General features: G+C 70.3%; 23 protein-coding genes. 9 read left to right on the forward strand and 14 right to left on the reverse strand.

Annotation, left to right across the window (positions count from 1 at the left end; translation table 11 throughout):
• Positions 1–10 precede the first annotated feature (10 nt).
• The 3 genes from ACYVLP_RS26780 to ACYVLP_RS26790 all read right to left on the reverse strand — a co-directional run bounded on the left by ACYVLP_RS26780 (position 11) and on the right by ACYVLP_RS26790 (position 3,283).
• The gene (locus tag ACYVLP_RS26780; RefSeq protein WP_460630307.1) at positions 11–823 is read right to left on the reverse strand and encodes an ABC transporter permease; all 813 of its coding nucleotides are present in this window, start codon (positions 821–823) and stop codon (positions 11–13) included.
• Positions 824–926: 103 nt separating this feature from the next.
• On the reverse strand, positions 927–2,150 hold the full coding sequence (locus ACYVLP_RS26785; protein WP_460630308.1) for an ABC transporter substrate-binding protein: 1,224 nt from the start codon (positions 2,148–2,150) through the stop codon (positions 927–929).
• An 11-nt stretch (positions 2,151–2,161) separates the two neighbouring features.
• Positions 2,162–3,283, reverse strand: a complete 1,122-nt coding sequence (locus ACYVLP_RS26790) for an ABC transporter ATP-binding protein (protein WP_460630309.1) — start codon at positions 3,281–3,283, stop codon at positions 2,162–2,164.
• Positions 3,284–3,380: 97 nt separating this feature from the next.
• On the opposite strand from ACYVLP_RS26790, the gene ACYVLP_RS26795 reads away from it, so the two are divergent.
• Positions 3,381–4,148, forward strand: coding sequence for a FadR/GntR family transcriptional regulator (locus ACYVLP_RS26795; RefSeq protein WP_460630310.1), 768 nt, complete (start codon positions 3,381–3,383; stop codon positions 4,146–4,148).
• Entirely contained in the window at positions 4,145–4,876 is a 732-nt protein-coding gene (locus tag ACYVLP_RS26800) for a cache domain-containing protein (RefSeq protein WP_460630311.1), read from the forward strand. The genes ACYVLP_RS26795 and ACYVLP_RS26800 overlap by 4 nt, the downstream gene beginning before the upstream one ends.
• Before the next feature lie 18 nt (positions 4,877–4,894).
• Here ACYVLP_RS26800 and ACYVLP_RS26805 read toward each other — a convergent pair whose 3' ends face one another.
• From ACYVLP_RS26805 to ACYVLP_RS26815, 3 genes are all read right to left on the reverse strand, one after another.
• Positions 4,895–5,389, reverse strand: coding sequence for a GNAT family N-acetyltransferase (locus ACYVLP_RS26805; protein WP_460630312.1), 495 nt, complete (start codon positions 5,387–5,389; stop codon positions 4,895–4,897).
• Positions 5,390–5,555: 166 nt separating this feature from the next.
• On the reverse strand, positions 5,556–5,990 hold the full coding sequence (locus ACYVLP_RS26810; RefSeq protein WP_460630313.1) for a hypothetical protein: 435 nt from the start codon (positions 5,988–5,990) through the stop codon (positions 5,556–5,558).
• Between the two features lie 96 nt (positions 5,991–6,086).
• Positions 6,087–6,833 (reverse strand): hypothetical protein, encoded by a 747-nt coding sequence (locus ACYVLP_RS26815; RefSeq protein WP_460630314.1) that lies wholly within the window; start codon positions 6,831–6,833, stop codon positions 6,087–6,089.
• Positions 6,834–7,041: 208 nt separating this feature from the next.
• On the opposite strand from ACYVLP_RS26815, the gene ACYVLP_RS26820 reads away from it, so the two are divergent.
• The 3 genes from ACYVLP_RS26820 to ACYVLP_RS26830 are packed head-to-tail and all read left to right on the forward strand — an operon-like array spanning position 7,042 to position 8,269.
• The gene (locus ACYVLP_RS26820; protein ID WP_460630315.1) at positions 7,042–7,299 is read left to right on the forward strand and encodes a hypothetical protein; all 258 of its coding nucleotides are present in this window, start codon (positions 7,042–7,044) and stop codon (positions 7,297–7,299) included.
• A 53-nt stretch (positions 7,300–7,352) separates the two neighbouring features.
• A complete protein-coding gene (locus ACYVLP_RS26825) occupies positions 7,353–8,045 on the forward strand; it encodes an RNA polymerase sigma factor (RefSeq protein ID WP_460630316.1) in 693 nt (230 codons plus the stop codon).
• On the forward strand, positions 8,042–8,269 hold the full coding sequence (locus ACYVLP_RS26830) for a hypothetical protein (protein WP_460630317.1): 228 nt from the start codon (positions 8,042–8,044) through the stop codon (positions 8,267–8,269). The genes ACYVLP_RS26825 and ACYVLP_RS26830 overlap by 4 nt, the downstream gene beginning before the upstream one ends.
• A 140-nt stretch (positions 8,270–8,409) precedes the next feature.
• On the opposite strand, the gene ACYVLP_RS26835 is transcribed toward ACYVLP_RS26830, so the two are convergent.
• The 6 genes from ACYVLP_RS26835 to ACYVLP_RS26860 all read right to left on the reverse strand — a co-directional run bounded on the left by ACYVLP_RS26835 (position 8,410) and on the right by ACYVLP_RS26860 (position 16,309).
• Positions 8,410–9,036: a potassium channel family protein gene (locus ACYVLP_RS26835; protein WP_460630318.1), complete on the reverse strand. Its 627-nt coding sequence runs from the start codon at positions 9,034–9,036 to the stop codon at positions 8,410–8,412.
• Between the two features lie 3 nt (positions 9,037–9,039).
• Entirely contained in the window at positions 9,040–10,548 is a 1,509-nt protein-coding gene (locus tag ACYVLP_RS26840) for a DUF2252 domain-containing protein (RefSeq protein WP_460630319.1), read from the reverse strand.
• A gap of 5 nt (positions 10,549–10,553) precedes the next feature.
• On the reverse strand, positions 10,554–12,323 hold the full coding sequence (locus ACYVLP_RS26845; RefSeq protein ID WP_460630320.1) for a SulP family inorganic anion transporter: 1,770 nt from the start codon (positions 12,321–12,323) through the stop codon (positions 10,554–10,556).
• Between the two features lie 12 nt (positions 12,324–12,335).
• Entirely contained in the window at positions 12,336–14,108 is a 1,773-nt protein-coding gene (locus ACYVLP_RS26850; protein WP_460630321.1) for an MFS transporter, read from the reverse strand.
• A 274-nt stretch (positions 14,109–14,382) separates the two neighbouring features.
• A complete protein-coding gene (locus tag ACYVLP_RS26855; RefSeq protein WP_460630322.1) occupies positions 14,383–15,846 on the reverse strand; it encodes a glycoside hydrolase family 3 N-terminal domain-containing protein in 1,464 nt (487 codons plus the stop codon).
• Positions 15,847–16,093: 247 nt separating this feature from the next.
• On the reverse strand, positions 16,094–16,309 hold the full coding sequence (locus ACYVLP_RS26860) for a hypothetical protein (protein ID WP_460630323.1): 216 nt from the start codon (positions 16,307–16,309) through the stop codon (positions 16,094–16,096).
• Positions 16,310–16,349: 40 nt separating this feature from the next.
• On the opposite strand from ACYVLP_RS26860, the gene ACYVLP_RS26865 reads away from it, so the two are divergent.
• Entirely contained in the window at positions 16,350–17,312 is a 963-nt protein-coding gene (locus tag ACYVLP_RS26865) for a hypothetical protein (protein WP_460630324.1), read from the forward strand.
• A gap of 131 nt (positions 17,313–17,443) precedes the next feature.
• Here ACYVLP_RS26865 and ychF read toward each other — a convergent pair whose 3' ends face one another.
• Complete coding sequence (ychF, locus tag ACYVLP_RS26870; protein WP_460630325.1) at positions 17,444–18,529, reverse strand: redox-regulated ATPase YchF; 1,086 nt, start codon at positions 18,527–18,529, stop codon at positions 17,444–17,446.
• 146 nt (positions 18,530–18,675) lie between these two features.
• Complete coding sequence (locus ACYVLP_RS26875) at positions 18,676–19,515, reverse strand: thioesterase family protein (protein WP_460630326.1); 840 nt, start codon at positions 19,513–19,515, stop codon at positions 18,676–18,678.
• A gap of 148 nt (positions 19,516–19,663) precedes the next feature.
• Between ACYVLP_RS26875 and ACYVLP_RS26880 the strand changes: the two genes are divergently transcribed.
• From ACYVLP_RS26880 to ACYVLP_RS26890, 3 genes are all read left to right on the forward strand, one after another.
• A complete protein-coding gene (locus ACYVLP_RS26880) occupies positions 19,664–20,362 on the forward strand; it encodes a M15 family metallopeptidase (protein ID WP_460630327.1) in 699 nt (232 codons plus the stop codon).
• Positions 20,363–20,423: 61 nt separating this feature from the next.
• Positions 20,424–21,632, forward strand: coding sequence for a DNA recombination protein RmuC (locus tag ACYVLP_RS26885; protein ID WP_460630328.1), 1,209 nt, complete (start codon positions 20,424–20,426; stop codon positions 21,630–21,632).
• Positions 21,633–21,729: 97 nt separating this feature from the next.
• Entirely contained in the window at positions 21,730–23,439 is a 1,710-nt protein-coding gene (locus ACYVLP_RS26890) for a substrate-binding domain-containing protein (RefSeq protein WP_460630329.1), read from the forward strand.
• The last annotated feature ends 38 nt before the right edge of the window (positions 23,440–23,477 follow it).

Here is a 23,477-nt window from a genome sequence, read left to right on the forward strand (position 1 = left end):
AGTCCACTCCTCAGAGGTTGTCCAGCGCGCCGGTGCGCCGCACCGCGACCAGGTAGAGGACCATGATCACGACCGACGACGTGCCAAGGGCAGCGGCGAAAGGCAGGTCGAGGGTGATGTTCTGCAGCACCGTGGTGCCGAGCACCTGGAGCTTGCCGCCGACGATGGACACGGCGATGTAGTCCCCAAGGCTGAGCGAGAAGGTGAAGATCGAGCCGGCCGCGATCGCCGGCATGAGCGAGCGCACGACGACCTTTCGGAACGTCGTCGCGGGCCGCGCACCGAGGTCGGCCGAGGCCTCGAGATGGCTCTCCGGGAGGCGCTCGAACGCGGCATAGACCGGCAGGATCATGTACGGCAGCCACAGGTAGCTCAGGGTGAGCACGACTGCGGCCAGGCCGAACCCGGGGGTCGCGCCGAAGGCGCTGTCGAACACGCCGCCGGGCTGGAGCATGGTCCGCCACGCATAGGCCTTGACGAGGTAGCTCGCCCAGAGCGGGACGAGCACCGCCGCGAGCAGCAAGCCGCGCAGGCGTCGCGGCGCGACCCGGGCCATGAAGAACGCGAACGGGACCGCGACAACGATGCACAGCACGGTGACGAGCACGGCGATCAGCAGCGTGCGCCCGATGATGCCGGCATACGTCGGGCTGAGGATCTCCCGGAAGTTCTCGAGGGTGAAGGTCGGGATGACCTGGTTCGTGAACGGGTCGGTCGTGAAGAAGGCCGTCGCGAAGATGACGGCGAGCGCCCCGAGGTAGACCACGACGAGCCACAGCAGTGGCGGGGCGAGCAGTGCTGCGAGCCCCCTGCGGTTCCTCATGTGGTCCACCTCCGTGTTCTCGACAGTGTTCTCGACGGTCTGGAGCCCGTATGCCGGCGGGTGCCGTCCCGGGGCCGACGCCGGTCCCGGGACGGCTCGCCCGTCAGCTGTTGCGGATCTCGGTCCAGGCCTTGGTCCACGTCGCGTAGTCGGTGCACTTGACGTCGGTCCGGCCGTCGAGGCAGGTCGAGATGGGCGTGGTCCAGTAGTGGACCTTGCTGAAGTAGGCCTCGTCCTCGGCGTGGTACGTCGCGCAGTGGTTCTTGTCGACCGTCTCGGCGCAGGCCTTGCGGTTGGCCGGAGCCTCGCCGAAGTACTCGGCGATCGCCGCATTGACCTTCGGCGAAACGATGTGGTCGATGAACTTGTACGCGCACGTCTTGTGCTGCGACTTGGCCGAGACCATCCAGGTGTCGGACCAGCCGGTCGCCCCCTCCTTCGGGAGGATTGCCTCGACGGGCGTCTTGTCCGCCTGGGCGACGTTGGCGATGACCTGCCAGGTGGTGCCTACGGTCGACGTGCCGTTCTTGAAGGCCTGGACCTCCTTGAGGTAGTCAGACCAGTACTCGCTGACGTTGGCCTTCTGCGCCTTGAGCAGGTCGACCGCCGCAGCGAGCTGCGTGTCGTCGAGCGCGTACGGGTCCTTGATCCCGAGGTCGGGCTTGGTCGCCATGAGGTAGAGGGCCGCGTCGGCGATGTAGATCGGCGAGTCGTATGCCGTGACGTGGCCCTTCTGGGCGCCGGCCTGGTCGAACACGGCGCCCCACGAGTCGGGGGCGGGCTTGACGAGGTCGGTGCGGTACATGAGCAGGTTCGCGCCGCGGCCGTGCGGGATGCCGTAGGCGACCCCGTTGACGGAGTTCCAGGGCTTCATCTTCAGCGAGTCGAAGATGTCGGGGTAGTTCGTGATGAGCGAGGTGTTGACCGGCTCGACATCGCCTGCCGCGATGAGCCGAAGGGTGGCGTCGCCCGAGGCCGAGACCGTGTCGTACTGGCCGGTGCGCATCAGCTGCACCGCCTCGTCCGAGGTGCCGAACGTCTTGATGTTGACCTTGCACCCGGACGACTTCTCGAAGTCGGTGACCCAGTCGACCTTGGGGTCGTTGCTGCCGTCCTCGACATAGCCGGGCCACGCGAGCACGTTGACCTCGCCCTCGGGTGTGCCGAGCTTGTCCAGTGCCTTGAGGTCGGGCACCTGCATGCCGCCGGCCGCACCGGTGCCGCCGGTCCCCCCGGTAGTGGATGGGGTCGAGCTGCCGCAGCCCGCGAGGGCAAGGACGGCCACGACCGCGACGGTCCCGAGGAGGGACTTCCTTGACGTACGCACGCCGATCTCCTTCATGGTGTTGACGAGTGGAGCGTTGATGATTCGGGCGCTGACGGCTCAGGCGCCGCCGTTCTTTCGAGCGCCGGCGGTGCGGGCACGTCGATGACGTGCTCGCTGTTCCAGATGAGCACGACCCGGTCCCCGCGCCGCAGCGCGGCACCACCAGTGCGTGACCCCGTGTTCTGCTCGAGGGCCGTGAGCCGGCCCCCGGCAGCGAGTGCGACGACGTAGCGCGTGACCGGCCCGCCGTAGACGACCTCCTCGAGCGTCCCGTCGGCATGCAGCTCACCGGCCCCCACCGTCGCGCCGGCCGGGGCGACCGAGAGCTTCTCGGGGCGGATCGCGAACGACCCGTCGCGCTTGATGACGGCCCGGGCGGCCGCACCCGTGAGCAGGTTCGAGGTGCCCACGAAGCCGGCGACGAACGCCGACTGCGGGCTCTCGTAGACCTCGTGGGCCGTGCCGACCTGCTCGATGCGGCCGGCGTTGAAGACCGCGATGCGGTCGGACAGGGTGAGCGCCTCCTCCTGGTCGTGGGTGACGAAGAGGAACGTGATGCCGACGTCGCGCTGGATGCCCTTCAGCTCGACCTGCATCTGCTCGCGCAGCTTGAGGTCGAGGGCGCCGAGCGGCTCGTCGAGCAGGAGGACCTTCGGCCGGTTGACGAGTGCGCGGGCCAGCGCGACCCGCTGCCGCTGGCCGCCGGAGAGCTGGGACGGCCGGCGCTTGCCGTGGTCGCCGAGCCGGACCTGCTCGAGCGCCTCGCCGACGCGGGTGCGCCGCTCGGATCGGCCGACCTTCTTGACGAGCAGGCCGTACTCGACGTTCTCGGCCACGCTCATGTGCGGGAAGAGGGCGTAGTCCTGGAAGACCGTGTTGACGTCGCGGTCGTAGGGCTGGCGCTGGGTCACGTCCACGCCCTCGAGCTCGACGACGCCGGACGTCGGCTCCTCGAACCCCGCGATCATGCGCAGCACGGTCGTCTTGCCGGACCCCGAGGGCCCGAGCATGGAGAAGAACTCGCCGCCCCGCACGTCGAGGTCGATGTCGTCGACGGCGACGACCGGCGGGGTGCCGGTGAACTCCTTGCGCAGCCGGCGAAGGCGGATCGCCGGGGTGTCCTGCCCGGTCATGGTGCTCCTCGGGTGTGTTCGGCCTGCTGGACGGAAAAGGTATGGGTCCATATGTTTACGCGCAAGGGGAATCACCAAACTGTTAGGAGGTGGTGTCATGGCGGACCGGTCCCTGCCCCTCGGGCCGTATGCCGCCGTGTTCGCCCCGCTGCCCGCCGAGGGCCGCGCCGAGGCCGTCCGCCGCCGGCTGGGTGAGGCGATCGCCCTGGGCCTGCTGCCGGACGGCAGCATGCTGCCGCCCGAGAGCGACCTGGCCGACCGGTTCGGGGTAGCCACCGTCACCGTGCGTGAGGCTCTGGGCACCCTGCGCGAGGACGACCTCATCGTCACGCGCCGCGGCCGCGGCGGTGGCTCGTTCGTCAAGGCGCCGGAAGACGGTGGGCGCGCCGCCCTGCTGGCGCGGCTGGCCCGCGTGGGCCTGGGCGAGCTTCGCGACCTGTCGGACCACTACTGCGCCGTGAGCGGCCACTGCGCCGCGCTGGCCGCCGAGCGGGCCGACCAGGACGACCTCAGGCGGCTGCACCAGCTCGCGTCCCGGCGTCCCGACCGGGGCGAGCCGAGCGGCATACCCCGGCACGAGGGCACCTTCCACCTCGAGCTGGCCGCGACCGCGCAGTCGGCGCGGCTCACTCGCGAGGAGCTCTCGCTCCAGCGGGAGATCGGACCCGTGCTCTGGCTCGCTGACGCCGACCCGGGCGCCGGGTCGGCCGACGTGGGCGGCGTTCGCGCGCACGAGCGGATCGTCGAGGCGGTCGCGTCCGGCGAACCCGCAGCGGCCCGCGCCGCCGCGGAGGATCATGTCAGGGAGCTGTTCGAGGCGGTCAAGAGGCTGCACCGGACGACCCGGTCGAGGAGGCAGGCATGACGGCGACGACAACGGGCACCGACGTGGCCCAGTGGGTCGGTGACTTCGGTCGGGCGCTGTTCGACGAGCTCGACGAGCTGGGTGAGCTCGTCCGCCGGCAGCTGAGCGGCGCGGTCCCGCGGCGCGCCGACCTCGACATCGAGCGGTACTGCCGCGCCATGCTCGAGGACCCCAGGACTCCCGTCGCCGGCGCCGGCGTCGTCATGGCGCCCGGCCTGCTCAGCGACGCGGCGTACTGGCTGGAGTGGTGGACCTCCGACTCGCGCTCGGGCACGGCGACCATCGCCAAGCTGGCGGCGGAGACCGACCCGCGAGCCGTCGGGTTCCGCGACTACACCCAGCTGCCTTGGTACGCAAGGCCTTTCGAGACCGGCGATCGTCACGTCACGGGGCCTTACGTCGACTACCTCTGCACCGACCAGTACACGCTGACCTTCACCCAACCGCTGGTCGTGGGCGGGCTGTTCGGCGGGGTCATCGGGGCGGACGTCCTCGTCGCCTGGTTCGAGGAGCACGCGCTCGACATCATGGACGGCGTCGGGCGCACCTGCGTCCTCGTCAACGCTGCCGGGCGCGTGGTCACCTCGTCGGACCCCACCTGGGTCACTGGCGACCTGATCCGGGACCTTCCGCTGGATGCGTGGGCGTCCGGAGCCGAGACGCCGACCTCGGGATGGCTCGCCACGCTGTGCCAGGGCCTGCCGTTCTTCGTGATCACCCCGCGCTGAGCGCCCGGAATCGGCGGCTCAGCGGGCGGCTGCCCAGTCGGCCCGAAGGATCGAGTAGAGATACCCGTCGTGGTAGGCGCCGTTGCGCCACTGCGCTCCGCGGATGACGCCCTCGCTGGCGAAGCCGACCTTCTCGAGGGCGCGCTGCTCGGCGACGTTCTCGACGTCCGTGTGGGCCTCGATGCGGTTCGTGTTCGTGTGCCGGAAGAACAGGTCGACGAGCAGCCGTTGGGCCTCGGTGCCGATGCCGCGCCCGCGCACCCACTCGTCGAGGTGGATGCCGATCATCGGGTTGCGGGAGCCGGCGTTCGGGCCCCACTGCATCCAGATCCAGCTGACGGTGCCGGCCAGGTCGCCGTCGACGACCACGGCCAGGTTGCCCCGATCGTCGAGACGGCACGGTGGCGGCTGGTCGTAGCCCGGGCGCGGGCCGAAGTCGTCGAACTCGGTGTCGGCGTCGCGCGGCTCGGTGAGCTCACCGGCGCGCACGGGGCGAAGGCTGACCGCGCTCATGCGGCAACCTTACGGCGCAGGGCCCACCCAACGGCCACAGCCCGGCGCCACGGGACACGGCATACGGGTCACGGGAGGACCCCGGGAAAAGAAGAGAGGCGCCACCCGCTCGGGGGTCCAGATGGCGCCTCTTCCACCCGCTCCATCGGAGGCGGGGCAGGATGCGTTACACGTCCATCGGGGATTTCTTGTCGAGGTCGATGCTGAGGCGAGCCAGGGCGATGGCCGCGAGACAGAGGCCGAGGTCGCGCAGGGCGATGTCGAGGTGGCCGCCGAGGACCAGCAGGTTGACGATGATCCCGAGGAGCCAGAGCGCCACGATCGGGGCCCCGATGCGCGGCCACAGTGCGACGACCACACCGGCAGCGATCTCGACCACTCCGACGATGTACATGGTCGTGTGCACGGAGAACGGCGACAGCGACGCGAACCCGGGCGCCAGGTAGGCGTCCCAGCTGACCATGTAGTCAAAGAACTTGTCGATGCCGAAGAGGATCGGTGCGATGGTGAAGGCGCTCCGCAGGATGAGGAAGGCCTGGTACGTCGGCGATGCGAGGTCACGCGTCGTCGAGGCGGGTGCCTGCGTGGTGGTGTGGCTCACGAGCAGCTCCTTTGTCGGTGTGGTGTGGCGTCGGTGTGGTGTCGGTGCGGTGTTGATGTCGGGTGTGGGTGGGGCGGGTGGACGGCGGCGAGGTCGTCAGTGCACCTGGGACGGGAACTGCCGCATGATCCCGTCGCTGAGCAGGTCGGCCATCGCGAGGATGTGCGCGTGGACCTGCTCGTATGCCGCGATGCTGGCCGCGTAGTCGCCGTGCAGCTCGGCCGCCGCCTCGGCGAGCGTCTGGTCGAGGTGCATGCGCATCGACTCCCGCATCGTCGCCTGCGGCCAGTTCCTGGGGTTGGCGGCGGCGAGGACGTCGGCGATCTGGTCGGCGTTGGCGTACCACCGGGTCTTCGCGTCGGCGAAGGCCGCGGTGTCACCGGCCTTGGCAGCCTGGAGCAGCTCGACGGCGATGGTGATGTGGTCGTGGAGCAGCGCGGTGAGCGTGGAGCCGGCCTGCGCGCCATAGAACGTCGCGATGGCTTTCCCGATGTCGGACTGGTTGGCCAGCAGCCTGTTCGCGGTCGGACCGAACCCGGCCGAGCCGTCCGCGAACGCGACGATCGCGAGCCGGGTCCACGTGACGTGGTCCTCCCACAGCTTGCGCATCGCGTCGTGCAGTGACGCCTGCGCGGCGGTGAGGGCGCGTGCTGGGGCGGAGGTGGTGGCTGCCGCGTGGTGCGAGGCGTGCGAGGCGTGCGAGGCCGTGGGCACGACGCCGGCGGCACTGCGCGGCACCGTGAGCGCCAGCGCGGCGAGCACGAGTCCCATGACCGAGACGGAGAACGTGAAGCGCCGACGGCGTCGGCGCGAGGGCGAGGACGTGCTCTGGTCATCCATCATCGATGTGACCATCACTGTGACCTTCCTTCGTCGAGGCACCCGCTCGGGATCTGCTGTCACGGCTGCCGTGGGTTGACCGGTGTGACCACCCCTGCCGACACTGGCGAAGAGGTGATGCCGAGGTGGTCACAGGACGTTCGCGTGTCAGGCCGCGCAGTTCTTACCGCCTGGCCGGTAAGAGCTGCGGCGGGACGGACGCCAACCAGTCATGACCGTCAACACCGCCTCAGGCCCACAGGCCTCGCACGGCCCCGCCCGACCACGGGTATGCCGCTCGGACGGCCCCCCTGCCGACGTGACGGCGTGGCGCCACTGCCGGCTGCTCGAAGCGGGCTTCCCTGAGCCGCTGGCGACGCGGCTCTCGCGGGCGCGGGTCGACGTGCACGCCTTGCTCCAGCTCGTCGACCGCGGCTGCCCTCCCGAGCTGGCGTCCAGGATCCTCGGACCCGATGAGTGGTCCTCATGACGGCCGCGGACCCCGACACCCGTGCGGCCCACCCCGTCGCCACCGTTGTGCCGATGCCCGCCGACACCTGGGACCGGCCGGCGGACACGGGGTGCACGCACCGGTCCTCGGCCGGGAGCCTCGAGGCCCGGCTCGCGTCCCTGGGACACGAGCGGGAGGATGCCGTCCGCGAGCTGCACGCCTTGATGGTCCGCGGTTGCCGGCACCAGGTCGCGCGGATGCGCGGCCAGCTGCCCGGGCTCGACGCTCGCGACCGTGACGACCTGGCCGTGGCGGCCGCGGACGACGCCGTCGTCGCGCTCCTGGCCAAGCTGCATACCTTCGAAGGGCGCAGCCGCTTCACGACATGGGCGTACAAGTTCGCCATCCTCCAGGCCGCGACCGAGGTGCGCCGGCAGGCATGGTCGCGGCGCGAGGTGCCGCTCGAAGACCCGGACACCCTGCACTGGTCGGCCGCGGGACCGGCCGAGCTGGCCGTGGCGACCGAGCTGGCCGCGGAGGTCGGGCGCGCGCTCGACGTGGCCCTCACGGCATACCAGCGGCGGATCGCGGTCGCGCTGCTCGTCGACGAGGTGCCCATCGACGTGCTCGCCGAGCGCCTCGGCACGACCCGCGGCGCTCTCTACAAGACGCTTCACGTGGCACGCACCCGCGTGCGGGCGTACCTCGTGGCCTCTGGGCACCTCGAGCCGCGGCGTGCGGGTGGTCCGGGGACTGCTGGGCAGGACGAAGGAGGCGGGGCATGAGCATCCGCAAGCTGACCGACACGCAGGCGCGCGAGCTCGTGGTCGACACCGAGCCGTGGCTGTCGTGCGACGACTGCTTCCGGCTCATGGACGAGTACGTCGAGCTCCTCGTGGCCGACCCCGCCTCGACGGCGATGCCGCAGATGCAGGTCCACCTGCGCGCATGTCCCGCCTGTGCGGAGGAGGCCGAGTCGCTGGCCGCCCTGGTCCGCGAGGACCGGTAGCGCAGACGCGACGAGGCGCCAGTCGCTCGGGGGTCCGACTGGCGCCTCGTACGCCTGCTTCATCGGCCCAACCGTCGGCGGTGTTACAGGATCTCCGAGAAATTCTTCGAGAGGTTTCTGCGGGCCCGTCGCTGGGGCCATCAGGCCTGGTCGGGCCCCTCCCGCTCCTCACGACGCCGCTTCAGGCCGAGCTGCGCGGCGCCACTGATGACCCGCGCCACGAGGCCGATGAAGATCAGCCCGAGGAGCATCTGCACCGTGGCCACGAGCCGCGCGGCCTCCGAGACCGGCGAGATGTCGCCGTAGCCGACCGTGGCGAAGGTCGTCACCGTGTAGTAAAGGGCATCGAGCCGCGTCATCGCCTGGGTGTAGCTGCCCGGCTGGACGGTGTCGATCGAGTAATGCGTGCTCGCGAAGACGAGCAGGAACAGCGGGCCGGTCGTCGCCAGGGCCTCCACCGTCCGGATCAGCGGGTACGGCGAGCCCACGATGCCTCGGGTCTGCATGCCCAGGACCACGATGACGAGCAGCACGCCGAGGACGAACTTCAAGAGCGAACGCTCCTCGTCGAAGCTTCCCAGCGGGATGAGCGCGTAGACCACGAGCGCCACGATGACCGACAACGAGGACCGCAGCAGCGCCATGAGCAGCACCCTGCGTGGGGGCTTGCTGATCCCCGTCCTGCTGCTCTTCGGCCGGCCGACGCCCGCCGGTGAAGCCGCGTCCGCTGCGGGGGCCGGCTCGACCGGCGGCGAGGCGTCGGCCATGCCTCAGACCCCTTGGCGGGCTTCGATCTGGCCCGAGCTGATCGCGTGCATGAATGCCGCGTAGTCGCGGTCGTTCTGGTCGGCATACTCCTCGGCGAACTCCGCGAGCGCCTTGTCGAAGCGTCGCTTCGACCCGAGGTATGCCGCTATGGCCACCGGGTCGCCCGAGCGCGCGTGCGCGCGGGCGAGGGTCCAGCCACAGATGCGGGCGTAGTAGCTCATCCCGGCCGGGATCATCGTCTCCACACTTGCGGACCCCTTCATGTCACGCAGCTGCCGCCAGTAGTAGAACCGGTCCGTCTCGATGCCGGCGGACCAGCCGAGGAAGATGTCAGAGGCAGACTGAAGCAGCTGCTGACCTTGGACGACACGCTCACCGGCGTCGGCGAACTGGCTTCTGGGCAGGTGCGCCTCGAGCACCGAGCGGGTGGCCTCCTTGACCTGGAGGAACAACGGGTCGCGCTCGTCGCGGCCCTCGAGCAGCGCGACGAACGCACGCGTCCCGACCGACCCGACCCCGACGACCTTCCTCGCGACGTCGACGATCGTGTACCGGTTGAGCAGCTGCCGGCGGCTCAGGCTCAGCGTCGCGCGGTACCGCTCGAAGAACTGGCGGATGACATCCTCGATGTCGGCGAAGTCGAGGTCGTAGTACTTCTCGAGCTCTCGCATCGGGATGAGCACGGGTGGCTGGCTCACGATGCGCTGGCGCCCGTCGACCACCTCGGTGAGCTTGGACAATGCCTGCAGGTTCGTGCGGCTGCGGGCCTTGCGCAAGGCCGCCTCACCCTGCTTGATCGACGCGCCGGTGACCTTGAAGTCGGCCGACTCGCCCTTCGCCTTGGTGGAGTTGAGCAGAGCCCGGCGCGCGTCATCCATGCCCCGGCGGAGGTCGTCCTCGGACAGGCGGGAGTACCACACGTCCAGCGTGTCCTGGCCGGCGAACTCCGCCATCGCCGTCCGGTAGGACTGGCCCACGATGAGACACACGTCGCGCACGTCGACCGGGCTGAAACCGTTGTTGCGGCAGGCGATCGCGAAGCTGGCGGCGAGCCGCTTGACGTCGAACTCGAAGGGGCCCGGAAGCGTCTCGTCGAAGTCGTTGAGGTCGAAGAGCAGCTGGCGCTCCGGCGAGGCGTAGACGCCGAAGTTGGACAGGTGGGCGTCGCCGCAGAGCTGCACCCTGAGCCCGGCGGTCGGCGTGGTGGCCAGGTCCGAGGCCATGATCGCGGCCGACCCTCGGTAGAAGGTGAACGCCGAGGCCATCATCCGACCGTGCCGGACCGGCACGAGGTCGGGTTCACGCATCGCGTTCTGCGCCTCGAGCAGCGCGACCGGGTCGGGCCGTCCGGCCGCCGGCCGCCAGCCGGCATGGTCCTCCAGGGGCGCACGCTCCCTCGCCTCCTTGCCGATCGCGCGGCGCTCGTCGACGCTCAGGTGCGCCGTCTCCTCCATCGGGTGCACGTGGTCGGTCGCGCCGACCGGGTGCTCTGGGTGTGTTGCCTGCACCATCGCGCTCAGGCCTCCTTGGGCTGGGTCGCCCGGCCGTCGGGGCCAGGCCCCGGCGGCAACGAGCGGAAAGCCGCGACGGCGTCCGCGACGGTCGGATAGATGTGGTCGACGTTGAGCATCTGCAGGACCCCGAACTTCTCGAGCGTGGCCCGCAGGTCGGGGTCGAGGTTGGCCAGGGCCACGTTCGCCCCGCGGTTGTGGACGAACGTCACGAGCTGGTGGAGTGTGGCGCCGGCCGAGTAGTCGACGTCGGGGATCGAGGAGCAGTCGAGGACGAGCCAGCGCACCGGGTCCGGGGCGCTGGTGATGAGCTGCTGGACCCCGTCCGAGAACTGGTTCGCGTTGGCGTAGAACAGGTCGGCGTCGTAGCGGAAGACGAGCAGGCCGGGGGCGCTCTGCATGCCCTGCTCGGCGCGCGTGTAGATCGGCTGGCCCTCGGCGTCGATGCCGATGACGAACCGGTGTGGACGGTACTGCCGCCGCACCATCTCGACGAGGGAGAGGATGACCGCCAGCACGATGCCCTGCTCCACGCCGACGGCGAAGACGACGATCGCCGTGAGCACAGCGATGTAGAACTCACTGGGCCTGGCCTTGCGGACGCGCTTCAGGCCGGCGATGTCGATGAGGTCGACACCGATGAGGAAGACGATCGCCCCGAGCACGGGCTTGGGCAGGTTGGTCAGAGCTCCGGTGAAGAAGAGCACGATGACGAGGACGACCAGGGCCATGGTCGCGTTGGCGAGCTGCGTCTTGCCCTTCTGCTCGTCGAGGATCTGGGTCTTGGTCGGGCTGCCGTTGACGACGAAGGTGCCGCTGAGTCCGGCCGCGAGGTTCGCGCCGCTGAGCCCGACGATGTCGCGGTTGATGTCGACCCGCTGGCCGTGCCGGGTCGCGAAGCTGCGGGAGGTGGCGGCGCTCTGGGCGATGATCAGGACGAAGCACGAGAAGGCGACCGTGAGGAGCTTGGGGATGTCGGACCAGCCGACACCCTGGGGCAGGCCGATCGGTGGGAAGCCGCCCTGCATGGCGCCGACGACTGCCACACCGTGCGAGGAGGCCTGCGTGACCGTGGCAAGGATGATCGAGAGCACCACGGCCACGATGGCGCCCGGGACCTTCGGCACGAACCGCTTGAACCCGAGGATGATCGCGAGCGCTCCCAGTGCATAGGCCAGCGTGATCCCACTCGTGTCACTGAGGTGTGTCAGCGTGTACCACTGCTGCTCGAACCAGTTCCCCTTGCCCTTGGGGATCCCGAGCATGTCGGGGATCTGGCCGGTGAAGACCTGGATCCCCACGCCGGTGAGGAAGCCGATGAGCACCGAGGCCGACAGGAAGTCGCCGAGGAAGCCGAGCCGGAGCAGCCTGGCCAGCAGCAGCAGGACTCCGCACATGATCGCGGTCAGGGAGGTCAGGGCGAGCCACTGGGGCGAGTTGGGGGTCAGCCCGGCGATCCCGATCGTCGCCAGGCCGGCCGCGAGGATCGCGGCCGTCGCCGAGTCGGCACCGACGACGAGCAGCCGTGACGAGCCGATGATCGCGAAGACCAGCGCCGGGAAGAGCACGGTGTACAGGCCCGTGATCACCGGCACCTGGGCGATCGAGGTGTAGCCCATGGTCTCGGGGATCGCGACCGCCGCCAGGGTCAGCCCGGCGAGGATGTCGGGGCGGAGCCAGGACCTCTGGTAGCCCCGCAGGGACTCGGGCTTGAGGCGCTCCGACCGGCTGGGGCGCTCCGGGCTCGGTGCGCTCGTGGTGCTCGTCGTGCTCATCGTCAGCTCCTCTCACGCGAGGTGCGCCGGGCCCTCCGGCCTGTCCTCGGGCCGGCCAGCTGGCCGGTCCGCAGCCCCGTCTGCAGCCTGTCCGGCGGCCTGTCCGGCAGCCGCCCCGGCGGCCTGTCCGGCAGCCGCCCCGGCGGCCTGTCCGGCAGCCGCCCCTGAAGCCTTCTCAACGGCCGGGCGCGTGCCCTGATCCTGCGCCTCGTATCCCGCCAGCAGCTGCAGCTCGCCGTCGTGTCGCGGGAAGAGGAAGAAGACGATCGCGGCGCCGACGAGGATGGCGATGATGCCTGCGGTGTAAGCCCAGTCGGCCCCCGACAGGAAGGACGACTTCGCCCCAGCCATGATCTGGGTGGAGTACTGAGGGTACTGCTGCGCGATGCCCTCGGCTCCGGCGAACGACTTGGTCAGCTGGTTCTGCACGCTGCTGGTGATCTCAGCCCCGTTCGGGGCGGCGGCGATGCTCGCGGCGACCGCAGCGGCATACCCGGCGGTGAGCAGTGCGCCGAAGATCGACTGCATGATCGCGCCCCCGAGGTCGCGCTGCAGGTCGGCGGTGCCTGACGCCATTCCGGCACGCTGGACCGGCACCGCGCCGGTGAGCGAGTGCGAGGCCGGCGTGCCGGCGAAGCCGACGCCGATCCCGATGAAGGCGTACGCGAGCGCGATCTGCCAGTACGAGCTGCCCTCTGACCAGAAGAGCAGCATCCAGACGAACGCGAGGAACAGGAACACGTACCCGGTCAGCAGGGTGAAGCGCGACCCGGCGGACTCGACGAGCTTCGCCGAGCGGGGAGCGACGAGGATCATGAACACGACCGCGGGAAGGAACGCGGCGCCCGCCTCGAAGGTCGTGTAGCCAAGGACGTTCTGCAGGTACTGCTGGCTGACGAAGGCCGACGCCATGAGCGAGCCGAAGACGATGATCCCAGCACAGGCGGCGACCCAGAAGATGCGGCGCCCCGCGATGTGGAGGTCGTAGAGCGGGTTTGCGGCGCGTCGCTGACGGAGGATGAAGGCGACGAGCGTCGCGGCGGCGATGAGGGCCAGGCCCAGGGCGAGAGTGCCCTTGTTCGGGACCGGGGCGAAGTTGATGGCGAGGATCAGTGCGCCGACGAGCACGACCGACAGCACTCCCCCGAGGTTGTCGACGGGCTCCGTCGTCTCGTTGACGTGCGCGGGGACGAGCAAGACTGCCATGACCAGCGCGACGGCGGCGAGCGGGAGCGTGATGAGGAAGACCGAGCCCCACCAGAAGCGCTCGAGCAGGAACCCCGCCACGAGCGGCCCGAGCGCGGCGATCCCGCCGCCGACGGCCGACCACAGCGCGATCGAGCGGGTGCGCCCCGGTCCCGACCACAGAGCGGCGATCAGAGCGAGAGTCGTGGGGTACGCCATGCCGGCCGACACGCCTCCGAGGACTCGCGCCACGAACAGCACGCCGTCGGAGGGAGCGTAGGCGGCCAGGAGACACGCCGGGACGGAGAGCAGCATCCCGAGGATGAGCAGCAGCTTGCGGCCGTAGCGGTCGCCGACCGCGCCGAGGTAGAGCACCGACGCCGCGAGGCCGAGCGAGTATCCGACGGCAATGAGGTCGAGGGTCGTCTGGGACGAGTCGAACGCCCGTCCGATCGAGGGCAGGGCGACGTTGGCGACCGAGAGGTTGAGGTTCGCGACCGCGGCGACGGCGATGAGCGCGACGAGGACGAGCCCGGCGCGCTGCGGCTCGGTGGACTCCTCGACGGCGACGGTGCCCGCAGGGGTCCCGGACTCAGCCATGCCGATCGCCCCCGAGGTCGAGCCCGAGGTCGAATGCGCCCCCGGGCGCATCCGTGCGCACACACGTCATAGCGAACCCCTCACGCTTGAGTGCCGGGCTCCATCGTCCGGCCCCAGCGCGCGGGACCACATCACCCCCAAGGGGTGGCCCAGCATCATGCCGTGGGTCGAGTCGCCGGGTATGTGGCGGTACTTCCCGATGAGCACGTGCACAACACGGCCGATCTGTCGCGGACGCGAAGCACGTCCGGTGTGGACGTTCCGTGACGCGGGGTCAGAGCTGGGTGTTGAGGTACATCTGGAGCTGCTTGACGGTGCGGGCGTTCCAGGTCGTCGCACCGTCGCGGCTGATGCCGAGGTAGGTCTGCAGGGCCGCCATCGACCGCGGACCCCAGGCGCCGACGACGTCCATCCCGATCCGGGCCTGGAGGGCCTTGATCGTGGCGACGTTCAGCGTCCCCGTCTGGGTGACACCGAGCCAGCGTTGCAAAGCCGTCGTGGTCAGCGGTCCGAGGTTCCCGGTGATCGGGAGGCGGGCCGCAAGCAGCCCTTCCTCAGCCTTGACGGTGAGGACCCGCAGCGCCGCCGTGTTGACCTTCGCGCGGAACGCGCTGTCCGAGGCCGCCCGGCTGGTGACCGCGTTGACCATCGCCGGGAGGACGGCAGGGTTGACCGTGAGGACGACGTCACCGCCGGCGCCGATGAAGTCGATCGCCCGGTTGCCCGGCGACCACGCCTGGACCTGCTTGGCGTTGCCGAGGTCGTCACTGACCACGATGCCGGTGAAGTGCAGGTCCCCGCGGATCATGCCGGAGATCACCGTCGGTGAGAACACCGCGGGACGGGCGGCGTCGATCTTGCTGTAGTAGGCGGACGAGAGCATGACGAGCCGGGCTCCGGCGGTGACGGCCGACCGGAACGGGGTGATGTCCGCCGAGGTCCGGGTCGTGACGGTGTCGGTCACGCCTGCAGTCGTGTCGGTGTTGCCGGTGACGCGTCCCAGCCCGGGGAAGTGCTTGGCCGTCATGGCGAGCCCGGCGGACCGCATACCCTTCAGGAAGGCGCTGCCTTTGTCCGCGACGACCGACGGGGTGTAGCCGAACTCGCGGTAGTAGTAGCCGATCGGCTTGTTGTAGGGCGCGAAGCTCTTCGAGACGGTGTCCATGACCGGCGCGAGGTTGAGGTCGACCCCGGCGCGGAACACCTGGTGGCCCCACGTCGTGGCGTCGGCCGTCAGCGTCGTGTCGCTGTAGGTGCCCTGGGTGAGCGCCGTGGGCATCCTGGAGAAGCCCGAGCCCTGGAGCACCTGGACGTAGCCGCCCTCCTGGTCGGTCGCGATGAACAGCGGCACCCCTGCCGTCGCGGCGCTCGTCGTGAGCGTGTCCGCCCGGCTCGTCAGGGCCCGCACCGGTGCGGCGCCCGCCGTGGTGCGACCGGTGAGGATGAGGTTCCCGACGTGGTACGTCGTGATCGCGGTCTGCGTCGACGAGGGGAGGCCTGTGACCGAGCCCCCCACCATGAACAGCTGTCCGATCCGCTGAGCGGTGGACATCCGGTTGAAGACCGCCTGGGCCTGGCTGGCCGGGGTCGCTGTGGTTGTCGCCGCAGTCGTTGCGGTCGCCGCAGTCGTCGCGGTCGCTGCGGTCTCGGGCGCGCCCGAGGCGCTCGCCGCGCCTGCGACCAACGCCGTTGTCGCGCACGCGGCCAGGGCCAGGCCGGAGGTTCGTCGCGCGTTCATCAGTGCCTCCTGCAGCTCGCCGGCCGCGCGTCCCCGCGGACACGTCTGTATGCCGCACCGGAAATGTATGCCGCCCGGCTGGGTGCATCCTGCGCCCACCCTGCGACGAGCCTGAGTCCTGCCTGACTGCCTGGCATCCGTCGAACACCCCTCACGAGAGGCGTGGCAGTGCCACGCTGGACGGGACGCCTGACGGACGCATCGGTGGGTCCGGCCTCGAAGCCGGTCGCGCCACGGTGGGCGCGCATCACCCATGGGAGGCCGTGATGACAGCGTCTGTCATGACCCGTCCGGGGCGCCTAGGCCCGGTGGCGTCGGTTCTCGCGGCGGCTGTGCTCGCGGCGTGCTCGTCCGGGTCCCCGAACCCCAGACCGGCCGAGGGTCTTGGCACCGCGGCGGCCCACCTGAGCTCGTCGACGTCGAGCACGGCCGCGACGACCGCCTCCGCGAGCCCTCCAGCCACGAGCCCTCCCTCGACGGCGGGGGCATCTGGCGGGGCCACGATGGGAGTCGCGACGGCGACCCCGCTCGACCCGTCGTCCACGTGGCTTCTCGTCCAGGCCGGCCACCTCGAGATGGTCAGGGAGGACGGCACCGGACGACATGTGGCCGCCCCGACCGTCGATGTGGCAGGACGCTTCCACGAGGTCGGGCTCGCGGACTGGTCGCCCGACGGGGCACGGTTCGCGTTCACCGAGGTCATCCGCGGGACGCAGCCGACGGACCCGCCCGAGTCGCATCTGTGGGTCGCTCGCAGCGACGGGTCAGGCGCGAGAAAGGTCTTCGAGTGCGGCACCGCGTGCACGATCCGGTTCGCTCCGGCGTGGTCGCCCGATGGCAAGGGCCTTGCGTTCGTGTGGGGCCGCTTCGACGAGGCCCGTGGCGTGTGGGCGTCGGGTGGGGTGGCGGTCGGCGACCTCGCGACGGGTCGCACGCGCACGGTGTTCGAGAGCACCGCCAGCTCCGACGGCGTCGACCGCGTGCGCTGGTCGGGCGATGGCCACCGCCTCCTCCTCAGCATGAACGAGGCCAGCAGCAACAAGGCAGACTCCGTTCTCGTCTCGCACAGGGTTGCGGTGGTCAACACGTCTGGTCCCCCGTCACAGCGGCCCCGGACCCTGACTCCGAAGTCGGCGGACGCCGGCTTCGCAGACTGGAACCAGCGCACCGGCCGCATCGTCTATGCCACGAATCTGCTTGAGCAGCAAGGAAAAGCACCCACGAAGGACGTGAACGTCTACACCATGGCGGCCGACGGCTCTGACGTGCGTGCGGTGACCCACCTCGCGGGCGCGCACGGCTGGAGCACGCAGCCGGCATGGACACCCGACGGCCGCATCGTCTTTGTGAACTGCCTCTCCCCGGGGGTGTGCTACGTCGCCTTTGTCGACGCGAACGGGTCACACCTTCAGCTGCCTCAGCAGGTGACGGGCGAGGCACCTCAGGTCAAGCCGCGACGAATGTGAGTGAGCCGTGGGCTGACATCGTCGGGCCTTGTCGGCGAGGCCCGGGCGACATACAAAGCCCGGCGGCGCAGCGGCATACGAGCTCGACGTCGTTCGGGTCGCGGGACTTCCTATGTCCGACAGGACGTCCGTTACACGTTGAAGCGGAACTCGACGACGTCGCCGTCGGACATGACGTAGTCCTTGCCTTCGATCCGGACCTTGCCGGCGGCCTTGGCGGCGTTCATGGTGCCGGCGGCCACGAGATCGTCATAGCCGACGATCTCGGCCTTGATGAACCCACGCTGGAAGTCGGTGTGGATGACCCCGGCAGCCTGGGGAGCAGTCCAGCCCTTGCCGATCGTCCAGGCGCGCGACTCCTTCGGCCCGGCAGTGAGGTACGTCTGCAGCCCGAGGGTGTGGAAGCCGACGCGGGCGAGCTGGTCGAGACCGGACTCCTCCGCGCCGAAGCTCTGCAGGAGCTCCAGCGCCTCGTCGGGCTCCATCTCCATGAGGTCCATCTCGAGCTTGGCGTTGAGGAAGACCGAGTCGGCGGGCGCGACCGAGACGGCCAGCTCCTTCTTCAGGTCCTCGTCAGCGAGCTGGTCCTCGTCGAGGTTGAAGACGTAGATGAACGGCTTGGTCGTCAGCAGGCCCAGCTGGCGCGCGAGGGCCGGGTCGACCCCGGCAGCCGACCCCGCGGCATACAGCGTCCTGCCCTCCTCGAGCACCTGCTGCGCCGCGAGCGCGGTGTCGAGCACGGCCTTGTCGGCCTTCTTGCCCTTGACCTCCTTGTCGAGGCGGGGGACGGCCTTCTCGAGCGTCTGGAGGTCCGCGAGGATGAGCTCGGTCTCGATGGTCTCGATGTCGGAGCGCGGGTCCACCTTGCCGTCGACGTGGGCGACGTCGTCGTCGTCGAAGACGCGCACGACCTGGCAGATCGCGTCAGCCTCGCGGATATTGGCGAGGAACTTGTTGCCGAGGCCCTCCCCCACGCTCGCGCCACGGACGATGCCGGCGATGTCGACGAAGCTCACCGTGGCCGGCAGGATCCGCTCGGAGCCGAAGATCCCGGCGAGGGTCGCGAGCCGCGCGTCCGGAAGGGGCACGACGCCGACGTTGGGCTCGATCGTCGCGAACGGGTAGTTCGCGGCGAGCACGTTGTTCTTGGTCAGCGCGTTGAAGAGCGTCGACTTGCCGACGTTGGGGAGCCCGACGATTCCGATGGTGAGTGCCACAAGACGAGCAGTCTAGTTGCGTCGACGAGCGCCCCCGACCACGTCGTCACGCGCGACACACCCGGAAACCTCCAGCTCCTACGAGTTGCAACTGTGCCGAGGTGACGGTTTCCGGGTGTGTTTGCGGGGGGTATGCCGTCCGCTTCCTAGCGCGCCGGGCGCACGCCGCACAACTGGCGCGACTGGGCGACGAGGGCTCCGGCGGAGTCCCAGATCATGGCATCCTCCTCCATCATCCCGCCGCCGAGCGTCTCGCTGTGCAGCGCGACCCGCAGCCAGCCGGGCTCAGGACGACGCCGCACGTGGCCCGTGAACTCGAGCGTCGGAGTCCAGCCGAACAGCCCGAGGTCGAAGGCGACCGGAGGGAGCGCGTCGAGGGCGAGCATGAGCATCGTCGTGTCCGGCTCGCGACCGTCCTTGAGCCGCAACCACCCTCGCATGACGCCTTGCATGGACGGCCGTCCGACGGCCCAGCCCGCGGTGGCCGGGTCGAGTCGCAGGTCGACGCGGTCGAGGAACTTCGAGTTCGCCAGGAAGTCCGGAGGCGCCTGCTCGGTGGAGAGGCACTGGTCAGGAGGCGGCAGCTCGGGCGGGGCCGCCTGGCGCTGCAGCTCCAGGTCGGTGAGGTTGCCGAACGAGCCGATGGCGCGCATGCGCTCGACGCGCTCGCCGTCGGCGCCGGTCTGGTGGACCGTCATCTGCCCGGTCGAGAGCCTGCGGCCGCATCGCATCACCTCGGTCGTGACGGTGAAGGGGCCCGGCAGTGAGGCCGTCATGAAGTAGGCGCTCAGCACGACGGGGTCGTGGTGCTCGGTGGTCTCGGTCGGGTCGGCAGCGAGGTGCTGTCCCAGCGCGGTCAGGGCGGTGGCCATGACGAGCCCGCCGTTGACGGCGTTCCCGATCATCCACTCGTCGTGGAACGTGCCGCGCCGTGTCGCGGGGTCGTCGCCGGCCTCGAGCCGGATCGCGTCGTCGTACTCGCTCACGAGTCGTGTCTAACAGACCGCGGCGGCGAAGACGCATGGCGGTCACGAAGGTCACGTCTGGTCGCGAGGCAACCTTTTCCGGCGCTGGACGCGTCAGTGCAGGTGAGCCCGGTCGGGGGGCCGGGCTCACCAAGGACAGGGGGCCGACATGGGCCGAGCACTCATCAGGTCGGGCCGGATCGCCGTCGCGGTCGCCGTCGTGGCGATCGCGCCCGCAGGGGCACACGTGACGGGGCCGGGACCGTTGCAGCGGTCCGCGACGGAGATCGCGCTGGTGGCGTCGGTCGACCCGATCGCCGCAGTCATCAGGCCGGTGAGCCTCGCCGACGTCCGGTACACGTGGCGCCCCGGGTGCCCGGTCGGACCTGCGGGCCTGCGGAAGGTGGAGATGACCTACCGGACCTACGACGGCCGCCTCCGGCGCGGTGTGCTCATCGTCCGGTCGACCCAGGCCACCGCGGTCGCGGCGGTCTTCCGTGCGGCGTTCCGCAACGGCTTCCGGATCAACCGGATGGACAACCCGAACGTCTGGCGCGGCGACGACGAGGCGATGATGGCCGCCGACAACACATCAGCCTTCAACTGCCGGCGCGTGACCGGCAACCCGTCGAGGCTGTCGCCCCACTCGTACGGCACGGCCATCGATGTCAACCCGCGGCGCAACCCCTACCGCGCCGCGAACGGCCGGTGGTACCCACCCAACGGCATACGGTGGGTCAACCGGTCGCTGCGCGACCGGGGCATGCTGTTCGCCTGGTCCACGCTCACGCGCCAGATCGTGAGCCGGGGTGGCATCTGGGGCGGCTACTGGCCCAACCCCGACTACCAGCATTACGAGCTTCGCTGAAACTCCGGCGTATGCCGTGTCGGCGCGGGCCCCTGTCGGCGCCGTCTGCGACGGTTGCGCCATGGACACAACCTCGCTGCTCGTCGGGCTCGTCGCGGGTCTCGCAGTCGGAGCCCTCCTGGCCTGGCTGGGAGCCCGCTCGACGCTGCTCGCGAGGGCGTCGGCAGCGGAGGCCGAGCGCAACGTGCTGCGCGAGCGGGTCGTCGACCTCGAGTCGTCCCGCGACGACGAGGACGCGACGGTCGCGCTGCTGTCCCCGCTGCGCGACACCATCGGCCGGGTCGAGCGCCAGGTCGGAGCGCTCGAGCGCGACCGGGCCCAGCAGTTCGGCCAGCTCGGTGAGCGGCTGAGCGAGGTGAGCCGCTCGACGGAGTCGCTTCGCTCCGAGACGGCCACGCTCGCGACCGCGCTCAACGCGTCGACGGTCCGCGGTGCGTGGGGCGAGGTGCAGCTGCGTCGGGTCCTGGAGCTGTCCGGCCTCATCGCGCGCTGCGACTTCGACGAGCAGGTGACCCGGATCAGCCGGCACGGAGCGACCGTGCGACCCGATGCCGTGATCAACCTGCCGGGGTCGCGGCACGTCGTGGTCGACAGCAAGGCACCGATGGCGCACTTCCTGCAGGCCCATGGCGAGACGGTGTCCGACACGGAGCGCACCGAGCTGCTGGCCGCACATGCCACCGCCCTGCGGCGACACGTCGAGTCGCTCGCCGGCAAGGCCTACTGGTCCGCGTTCAGCCGCTCCCCCGAGGTGGTCGTGTGCTTCGTGCCGGGCGAGGCGATCCTGGCCGCGGCCCTTGCCGACGACCCAGGTCTCTACGAGCACGCGCTGTCGCGCAAGGTCGTGCTCGCATCTCCGGGCACCCTCTTCGCGGTGCTGCGCACCATCGGTGCGATCTGGCAGCAGGACTCCCTGGAGCAGAACGCACGAGAGCTGCTCGCACTCGGGCAGGACCTCTACGCCCGGCTGGCAACCCTCGGCGGGCACGTCACGACAATGGGCCAGTCGCTCGCCAGGTCCGTCGAGCAGTACAACCGCTTCGTCGGGACGCTCGAGTCCAGGGTGCTCGTCACCGCCAGGCGCATGCACGAGCTGCACCTGACGTCCGAGCGTCCTGCCACACTCGAGCCGGTCGAGGCCTCGCCGCGGACCCTCAGCGCGAGCGAGCTCACCGACGACCTGGGCCGCGAGGCCCGTGAGGCCCGTGATGACGCGTACCTGCGGGACGAGCTCGGCCGGAGTCAGGTTCGTCACGAGGGCACCGCCTGAGGGCGTGTCGAGTTGCGCCGCAGACGTCCGATATGGGAGAGAAGTGGACACCTGACGGCCGGCCACGGAGAATACCCGCCGTGAGAGTGAACAGAGCGTGACCGGTTCAGGGGGGCCAGGTCCAGAACAGCACAGCGCCACGCCGACGCGCCGAGTCGGTCCGTACGAGCAGAGCCTGCTCGACTCCCGGGACCGGATCGAGACCGAGGCGCGTCAGCGCACGAGGCGACGCCGTCGCAACCGCGCGATCGCGTCCGTAGCGGCCCTCGCGATCGTCGGTGGCGCGGCATACGGCACGTGGACCCTGCTCACCAAGCGCGAGATCGCCACCACCGTGCCCGAAACCGCCGCCCGGCCCACGTCCTGCCCCGACCCGGCGACGGTGCGCGTCGCCGTCGCACCGGTGATCGCTCCGGCGGTCGCCGCAGCGGCCCAGTCCCTGAGCACCCACTCCGACGGCCCGTGCGCGGCATACTCCATCGAGCCTGCCGAGTCCTTCGCCGTCGCCGGCTCCCTCGTCTCCGGACGCCCGGACGCCTGGATCACCGACTCGACCTACTGGCTGGGACGGGCCGCCGCCGTGTCCGGCAGCACGGTCCAGACCGACCCGGCGTTCGCGTCCAGCCCCCTCGTCGTGGCGATGCCCACCGAGACGGCCGCTGCGCTCGGGGAGAAGCGCGGGTGGGCCGACCTGTTGACCGGCAGCACGCCGCTGCGGATCCCCGACCCCAACCGCTCGATCACCGGGCGGGTGGCCATCGGGGCCGCGGCCGCCACCATGGCGGAGCCGCAGCTGCGGACGGTCCTGGCCGCGGCCGCCCCGCGAAGCGCCACGACGATCACCCTGGACGGACTCGCCCAGAGCAAGCCGGCGACCGGGGCCGTGGTGGCCGAGGCCCAGCTCATCGCCTTCAATGCCGCCCACCCCGACGAGCAGCTCGCCGCCGTGGCCCCCTCCGAGGGGTCCGCCGCCCTCGACTACTCCCTGGCCACCTTGAGCAAGGACAACGCCGTTGTTCCGCTCGTCACGGCCCTCAGCGACTACCTCAAGTCCGACGAGGCTCGAAAGGTGCTGCAGGACAATGGTTTCCGCACGCCAGGTGGCGCTGACCCGAAGCCACCGTCGCCGATGTACGGCGAGATCAAGGTGACCGACAGGCCCAAGGACGCCGTGGTCAACCACGCGGCCGGGCTGTGGAACGCCGCCGCGCCCAAGGTGCAGGCGCTGCTTGCGGTCGACGTGTCCGGCTCGATGCTCGAGCGCGGTGAGAACGGCACCCGCCTGTCGATCGTCCAGCGCTCGACCGTCCGGGCGACCGCCGCCGTCTCGCCCACGACCATCGCGGCGATGTGGATCTACTCGCTGCACGTGGGCGCCAGGGCCGACGACTACAAGCAGCTCGTCGACTACGGCGGGCTCGGCACGAGCAAGCATCTCGGCGACCTCGACCGGGCCGTCTCCGGCCTCGACAAGGCGGTCGGCGGCGGCAGCGGGCTTTACGACACGATCGCGGCGGCATACAACCGCGCGAACTCCGCCTGGAAGCCCGGCTACACGAACACCGTCATCGTCGTCGCGGACGGTCCCAACGAGGATGACTACGGCCTGTCGCTCGACCTGCTCAAGAAGCAGCTGGCACAGGCGAAGAACTCCGGGAAGCCCGTCCGGCTCGTCGTCCTCGGCATCGGCGACCGGGCCGACGCCGCCGCGATGGGGCAGATCGTCGCCATCACCGGTGGCGAGTACGTCCCGACCCGGAGCGTCGACGACCTCGGCCCAGCGCTCATCAAGGCACTGGGCGGCTGACCGCCCCGACCTCGTGGCAGCGTCCGCTGCCCTCTCCT

The sequence above is a fragment of the Intrasporangium mesophilum genome (assembly GCF_054783095.1).